Origin of the sequence: Pseudonocardia sp. NPDC049635 (assembly GCF_040659795.1) — a bacterium.
Lineage (GTDB): Bacteria > Actinomycetota > Actinomycetes > Mycobacteriales > Pseudonocardiaceae > Pseudonocardia.
This window is the reverse complement of the sequence record NZ_JBFAON010000003.1, coordinates 380,447-387,268: the sequence shown is the minus strand read 5'-3', so window position 1 is coordinate 387,268 and position 6,822 is coordinate 380,447. Positions and strand designations below refer to the sequence as shown.

Sequence of the window (6,822 nt, the reverse complement as noted above, 5' to 3'; positions counted from 1 at the left end):
CCGGTCCCATTCCGAACCCGGTAGCTAAGCCTTTCCGCGCCGATGGTACTGCACTCGACAGGGTGTGGGAGAGTAGGTCGCTGCCGACATTCAACGTGTATGGGGATGCCCCGAACCTTTCGGTTCGGGGCATTCCTGCGTTCCGGGGTCCGCACGACGCGCAGACGCGATCGCCCGTGGCCGTGGCCGTGGCCGTGGCCGTGGCCGTGGGCGGGCAGGGGCGCCCGCGACCGGGGTCGCAGCACATTGCTCCGACAGACCGGCCGCGCTCGCGGCGGTCGACGCCGAACTGTCCACAGCAGCGGAACCCATCCACAGTCGAGATGGCGGCCCCCTCGGACGGCCCCCGGGACGAGATCCTCAACGGGACACCGAAACATCGGCCCAGGAGGATCCAGTGCCCGCCAACCGCATCACCGTCATCGGAAATCTGACCCGCAAGCCCGAGTTGCGATACACGCCGACGGGTGTCGCCGTCGTGGAACTGACGGTCGCGGAGAATTACCGCCGGCTCGACCTTGCAACCAGGGAATGGCGCGACGTGTCGAGAACCTATTATCGAGTGACGTGCTGGCGGGGCCTGGCCGAACATGTCGCCAGCACGCTGGGGAAGGGGCATCCGGTCATCGTCGTCGGCCGTATGTACATGGACGAGTGGGTGGGCCGGGAGGGCGAGCTGCGGCGCACGCTCTGCATCGAGGCACACAGCGTGGGGTTCGATCTCAAGCACTCTGCGGCGCTCGTGCCACCCCGTGCTCCTGGGCCGGAACGCGCCGCCGCGGTGGACGATCACCGGGAGCACCCACGACCGGGATGGGAGTCGGTCGGCGACGAGCCGCCCGCCGACGAGACCGATGAGATCGATGAGCCCTTCGACGTGGACGGGGAGGGCGCTGAAGGGCAGGGCGTCGTCGACCGCGCCCGGCAGAAGCAGCCGGCGACCGCACCGGCCTCCGAGGGCTGAATGCGACCGAACTACCATCGGTGTCGTGGCGGACCTGATTTACACGATGCGGAACGTGCGCAAGGCGCACGGTGACAAGGTCATCCTGGAGAACGCGTCGATCAGCTTCTTGCCGGGAGCGAAGATCGGCGTGGTGGGCCCGAACGGGGCCGGGAAATCGACCGTCCTCAAGATCATGGCTGGGCTGGAGCACCCGAACAACGGTGATGCGATGCTCAAGCCGGGAGCTACCGTCGGGATCCTGCAGCAGGAGCCGCCTCTCAACGAGGAGAAGACCGTTCTCGGCAACGTCGAGGAGGGGCTCGGCGACATCAAGGTCAAGCTCGACCGGTACAACGCGATCGCCGAGGAGATGGCGACCAACTACACCGACGAGCTGATGGAGGAGATGGGCAAGCTCCAGGAAGAGCTCGACCACGCCGACGCCTGGGAGCTCGACTCCCAGCTGGAGCAGGCGATGGATGCGCTGCGGTGCCCGCCGCCCGACGCCGAGGTCGCGCATCTCTCCGGTGGTGAGCGCCGTCGTGTCGCGCTGTGCAAGCTGCTGCTGTCCAGCCCTGACCTGCTCCTGCTCGACGAGCCCACCAACCACCTCGACGCCGAGAGCGTGCTCTGGCTGGAGCAGTTCCTCGCCACCTACCCCGGGGCTGTGCTGGCGGTCACGCACGACCGCTACTTCCTGGACAACGTGGCCGGCTGGATCCTCGAGCTCGATCGGGGCCGGACCTTCCCGTACGAGGGCAACTACTCCACCTACCTCGAGAAGAAGGCGGAGCGGCTCGCCGTCCAGGGCAAGAAGGACGCGAAGCTGCAGAAGCGGCTGAAGGAGGAGCTGGCCTGGGTCCGCTCCAACCCGAAGGCGCGGCAGGCGAAGAGCCGCTCGCGGCTCGACCGCTACGACGAGATGGCGGCCGAGGCCGATCGCCACCGCAAGCTGGACTTCGAGGAGATCCAGATCCCGCCGGGACCGCGACTGGGTAACCAGGTCGTCGAGGTCTCCCACCTGGACAAGGGTTTCGACGGCCGGCAGCTGATCAAGGACCTGTCCTTCACCCTCCCGCGGAACGGCATCGTCGGCGTGATCGGCCCGAACGGCGTCGGGAAGACCACGCTGTTCAAGACGATCGTCGGTCTGGAGAAGCCGGACTCGGGCGAGGTGAAGATCGGCGAGACGGTCAAGCTGTCCTACGTCGATCAGAACCGGGGGGGCATCGACCCGGGCAAGACGGTGTTCCAGGTCGTCTCCGACGGGCTGGACTTCATTCAGGTGGGCAACGTCGAGATGCCCTCGCGCGCCTACGTGGCGGCGTTCGGGTTCAAGGGACCCGACCAGCAGAAGCCGGCCGGGGTGCTGTCTGGCGGTGAGCGGAACCGTCTCAACCTGGCGTTGACACTCAAGCAGGGTGGGAACCTGATCCTGCTCGACGAGCCGACCAACGACCTGGATGTCGAGACCCTCGGCTCGCTGGAGAACGCGCTGGAGCAGTTCCCGGGGTGTGCCGTGGTGATCTCGCACGACCGGTGGTTCCTCGACCGCGTGTGCACCCACATTCTCGCGTGGGAGGGGACCGACGAGAACCCGGCCGCCTGGTTCTGGTTCGAGGGCAACTTCGAGGCGTACGAGAAGAACAAGATCGAGCGGCTCGGCGCGGAGGCGGCGCGACCGCATCGCGTCACGCACCGTAAGCTCACTCGCGACTGAGCGCTACGCCACCGGACCGCATCTCGCGGGTCCGATCTGGACAGAGCGGACGCAACGGTGCTGCACGTGCAATCCGGCCGGTGGTGTCCACGGGAGGCGATGTGACGTCCGACCTGGGAAATCGTGTCGGTGGTACGGCGAGCGTCGAGCTGCGGACGGCAGCGGCTCTGCGCTGGCAGCGCCCGCTGCTGACCGCGGAGCTCGCTGCTCAGGCGTGCGTCCGCGCCGTGGCGGACGGTGACGATCCGCACTGGGCGCAGGCGGCGGGTTGGCTGCTCGACGGGTTGTCGGCCGGTGGTGACGCACGGGACGTGGCGACAGCGGTACTGGGCGGGCTGACCGGTGTCGGCGCCCCCGACGACGCCGTGCCCGCGGTGCCGGCGGTGCCTCCCGGAGCCGGGCTGCTGTCCCGGCCGGAGGCGCGCCGGTTGCGGGTGGGGTTGGCCGCCGTCGCCCAGGCGGACGGTGAATGGGACAGCGCCCGGGCGTTGGTCGCCGGACTGCCCGATGACGCCCCCGGTGAGGAGCCCGGCCTGCTGCGTCTCGATCGGCTCGCCGTCGAGGTGCGCTGCGCGCTCGCGGACCCGGCCGACGCCGATCTCGACCGGCTCCGGGCCGCGACGGAGGCCTGCGCCGCCGAGTTCGGTGGAGAGCCGTCGGCGTTCGCCGAGCTCGTCGTGGGTTCGGTCCACCGGGCCTGCCGGGAACACGACCGTGCCGTGGACTGTGCGCTGCGTGGACTCGCGCAGCTCGGCTGGACGCCCGCCCGGCCCGAGGCGCGTCCGTTGTCGGCGCATCTTGCTGCTGCGCTGCTCAGCCAGTGGATCACGGCGTTGCTCGATGCGGGCCGTGTGCCGGCGGCGGCGGTGCAGGCGGCCGCCGCGCAGCGAGACGTCACCGACGCCGGTCGACAGGGCGTGCTACTGCGGCTGACGCTCGCACGCGCGGAGGCCGGCCGTGCCGATCACGCCGCCCGTGCCCTCGCCGAGGCCGCGGCCGGGGCCGCCGCGGCCGGGGTGCCCGCGCTCGTGGCGGCCTGCCGGAACGCACAGTCCGAGTTGCACGAGAGCGCGGGCCGGTATCGCGAGGCACTCGAAGCGGTGCGCGGGGCCGCCGAGGCCGATCGGCTCGACCGGGCCCGCGGTCGCCGGTTCCGTCACGCGGTGGCAGCGGTGCTACCACTGCCCGGCGCGGTCCCGCACCGCGCCGCGTCCCGGCGACCGGCGTCGGTGAACGGGACGGGTCCGGTGGCCGACGAGGGTCGTGTTCGTGATCGTCCTGTGTCCGGCGACCCCGCCTGGTCCCGGATCGTCGCCGAACACGCGTGGGACGACGACCCCGGGACCGCGACCGACGGCACGGACCGAGCGCAGGAGCGCCCGGACCGGGCCCGGACGGCGGCCGGGCAGGAAGTGCCCACCGACACGGCGGCGCCCGGACGGCGAGCACGGGCTGGGCGGCCGGGGATCGATCCTGCGGATCCGCTCGGTGTGTCCGGCCTGCTCGAGGGCGGCGACCCAGCGGAGTCGGTGCCGGCCCCGAGGAACGGTTCCGGGCGGTCTCCGCTGTCCCGAACACCCGGTGGGGACGGTCGCTCACCGGACCGGGACACGGCTCGGTCGGCTTCGGCCGGGCCGGGCGGTTCCGTTCCGGACGGCGTGGGGGCTGGGGGCACCGGGCCGGGCGGGGCCAGTCCGGGCGGTCGCGTCCCGGACATCGGTGCCCTGGATACGGGCGACCGGCACGGTCGCGTCGCGAACCGGGGCGCCTCGGACAGGGGTGCCTCGGACAGAGACGCGTCGGGCAGGGACGCGCCGGAGCAGGAAGCGCCGCACCGAGACACCTCGGGCAAGGACGCGCCGCACGGAGACTCGCCGGCCAGGGGGGCGCCGGACGGTGATGCCTCCGACACGGCCCCGACGGGCAGCGGCGGGCTGGACAGCGGTGGCCCGGACCGTGGGCGCCTCGACCGCGAGGGTTTCGGCGTCGCGGAGGCCGGGGCAGGGAACCCGGGCAGCGACGGCCGCGTCAACGGTTCGATCGCAGGGGTCTTCCACCGGGCTGTCGAGGACTTCGGTGCGGCCGCGGACGGTGACGATCGCGGCCCTGCCGACGGGTCGGGCGCGGTGCAGGGCGGCACGCCCCTCGCCGACGAACTCGTCGCCGAGCTGCGTGCCAACGGCCGAGGCCGCGGACCCGTACGGAAGTCGGTCGTCGGGTCCGGCCGGGCCGCTTCCCCCAGTGGTACCTCGGGCAGTAGCGCGGCGGACGCCCACGCCGCAACCGTGCACGTGCCGGCGGTGGAACGCTCCATCCTGGTCGACATCGTGGACGCAGAGGGCGTCGTGGTGCCCGACGGGCAGACGACCGGCACGTTGCACGAGATCGCGGTCCGGTCCCGGCGGCTGGTACCGCCCTCGGGTTCGGCCAGCATCGACGGGGCGACCGTGAGGATCACACTCCCGGACGCCGACCGGGTGACGGTCCTGCTGTGGGCGCGGTCGCTCGCGACACACCTCGCCGATCGTGTCCCGCAGGGGGGCCTGCCCCGGGGAGCGGCGATGCGCCTGCGGGCCCTCGGCCCGCACGGGATCGAGGGCGACGAGGTGGTCCGCGCACTGCGCGGACCGGACACGCCCGTTCCGGTCGAGGGTCCGGCCGGGGTACCCGGCGCGGACCACCGGCGGGCACCGGGGGTGGGGCCCGCCGCGTCGGCCACGGGTGACTCCGGGCCCGGTGAGCAGAACGAGCGTCCGGTGCCCCCGGTGGGGCCGGCGATGGCGAGACCACTCGACCTGACCCCCGTTCTCGCGGAGAAGGAACGCGGCGGGCGCCGTCGCGCCGCGGACGGTGACGTGGCGCCGTTGCTCGCGGCCGGCGTCACCGTCCGGCCGGGCAGCGGGGGCCGTCGGAGGACGACGGAGTCCCGGTCGGCCCCCGGGGACCAGGTGAGGAACGCCGAAGAACGCACCGTGGACGACGACGCGGCTGCCGTAGCGCCCGCGGCCCGAGACGGCGCCACGGCCGTCCGGGAGGATGCCACGGCCTTCCCGGACGGTGCCGGTGATGCGGACAGGCCGACCGGTGCGGGCGGCACCGCCGGTTCCGGCACCGCTGCGGTGTCGGATCGGCGGCTCGCCGAGGCGGTCCGGGCGCACATCGACCTGTCCGGGGCGACACCGGTCGGCCGCGACGGACCCGAGGCCGAACCGGAGACCTCCGCGGGCCGGGCGGGGTTGCCGGTCTCCTGGTCGTCGGTGTTGCCGAGCAGCGGTCCGGGCACGCTCCCGAAGCGGAACGGCCGTCCCCGTCGGGCCGCCGGCGAACCGGCCGCCGACTCGTCGGCGATCGAAACCACCGCAGGGCCGGGTGGCACACGCCCGTTCGCGCTGCCGGGTGACACCGCAGGTCATGACGACGTGTGGACGGTCCGCACCACCGCAGCCGGGTCGGCACCGGAACCGGCGACGGAGGCGGTGCCGGAGGTGCCGGATCCCGAACCGGTGTCCGACGCGGCCGTGCGGGCACGTACCCGCGAGGTGTACCGGGCGGCGTGGTCGGAAGACCGCTCCGGCGGCCGGGGGCTGTTCGGTGACCTGGTGACCGACGATCCCGATGTGGGTGACGCCGACCTCTTCGACGCCGTGAACTCCCCGGCAGCTCCGGAGATGTCGCAGGGCCCGGAACGGGAGGCTCCGGAGGCGGTGGACGGCCCGGATGCGTGTCGCGCGCGGGTGTTCTCCCGGCGGGGCACGGCGGACCTGTCCGCGACCGTCTCGGCGACAGGCGGCGGTGTGACCCCGGGCGCCGGTGTGACCCCGGATGCCGGTGGGCTTCGCGCCGGTGCGACCACCGGTGGTGGTGCGACCACCGGTGGTGGTGCGGACCCGGAGGGCGAGCGCCCGGTGCCGGACGCCGCCGAGCCGGAGGGGCCGGCGAAGCCGCCGCGAGGCGACAGCGGCGGCCCGGACGTGGCGCCCACCGGTGGGCGCACACCGTCCACCGCGACGTCACCGCCCGACGCCGGTTCGGCCACGTCCGGCGATCCGGCCGAGATCCCCGAGAACATGAGCATGGCCGATCTCCTGGCCGGCGCCCTGGCCGCGTACCGCGAGATCTGATCCGGCCTGCGCGAACGCGTCGGCGCGCCTCGGTT

General features: G+C 72.9%; 3 protein-coding genes and 1 rRNA gene. All 4 read left to right on the top strand.

The features are described 5' to 3' along the window. Positions 1–89 (top strand): 5S ribosomal RNA (gene rrf / locus AB0J24_RS06610); the annotation flags it as partial. Positions 90–397: 308 nt separating this feature from the next. Next, complete coding sequence (ssb, locus tag AB0J24_RS06605) at positions 398–964, top strand: single-stranded DNA-binding protein (protein WP_358676422.1); 567 nt, start codon at positions 398–400, stop codon at positions 962–964. Between the two features lie 25 nt (positions 965–989). After that, entirely contained in the window at positions 990–2,666 is a 1,677-nt protein-coding gene (ettA, locus tag AB0J24_RS06600) for an energy-dependent translational throttle protein EttA (protein WP_358676419.1), read from the top strand. 101 nt (positions 2,667–2,767) lie between these two features. Beyond that, positions 2,768–6,787: a hypothetical protein gene (locus tag AB0J24_RS06595; RefSeq protein WP_358676416.1), complete on the top strand. Its 4,020-nt coding sequence runs from the start codon at positions 2,768–2,770 to the stop codon at positions 6,785–6,787. Positions 6,788–6,822 lie beyond the last annotated feature (35 nt).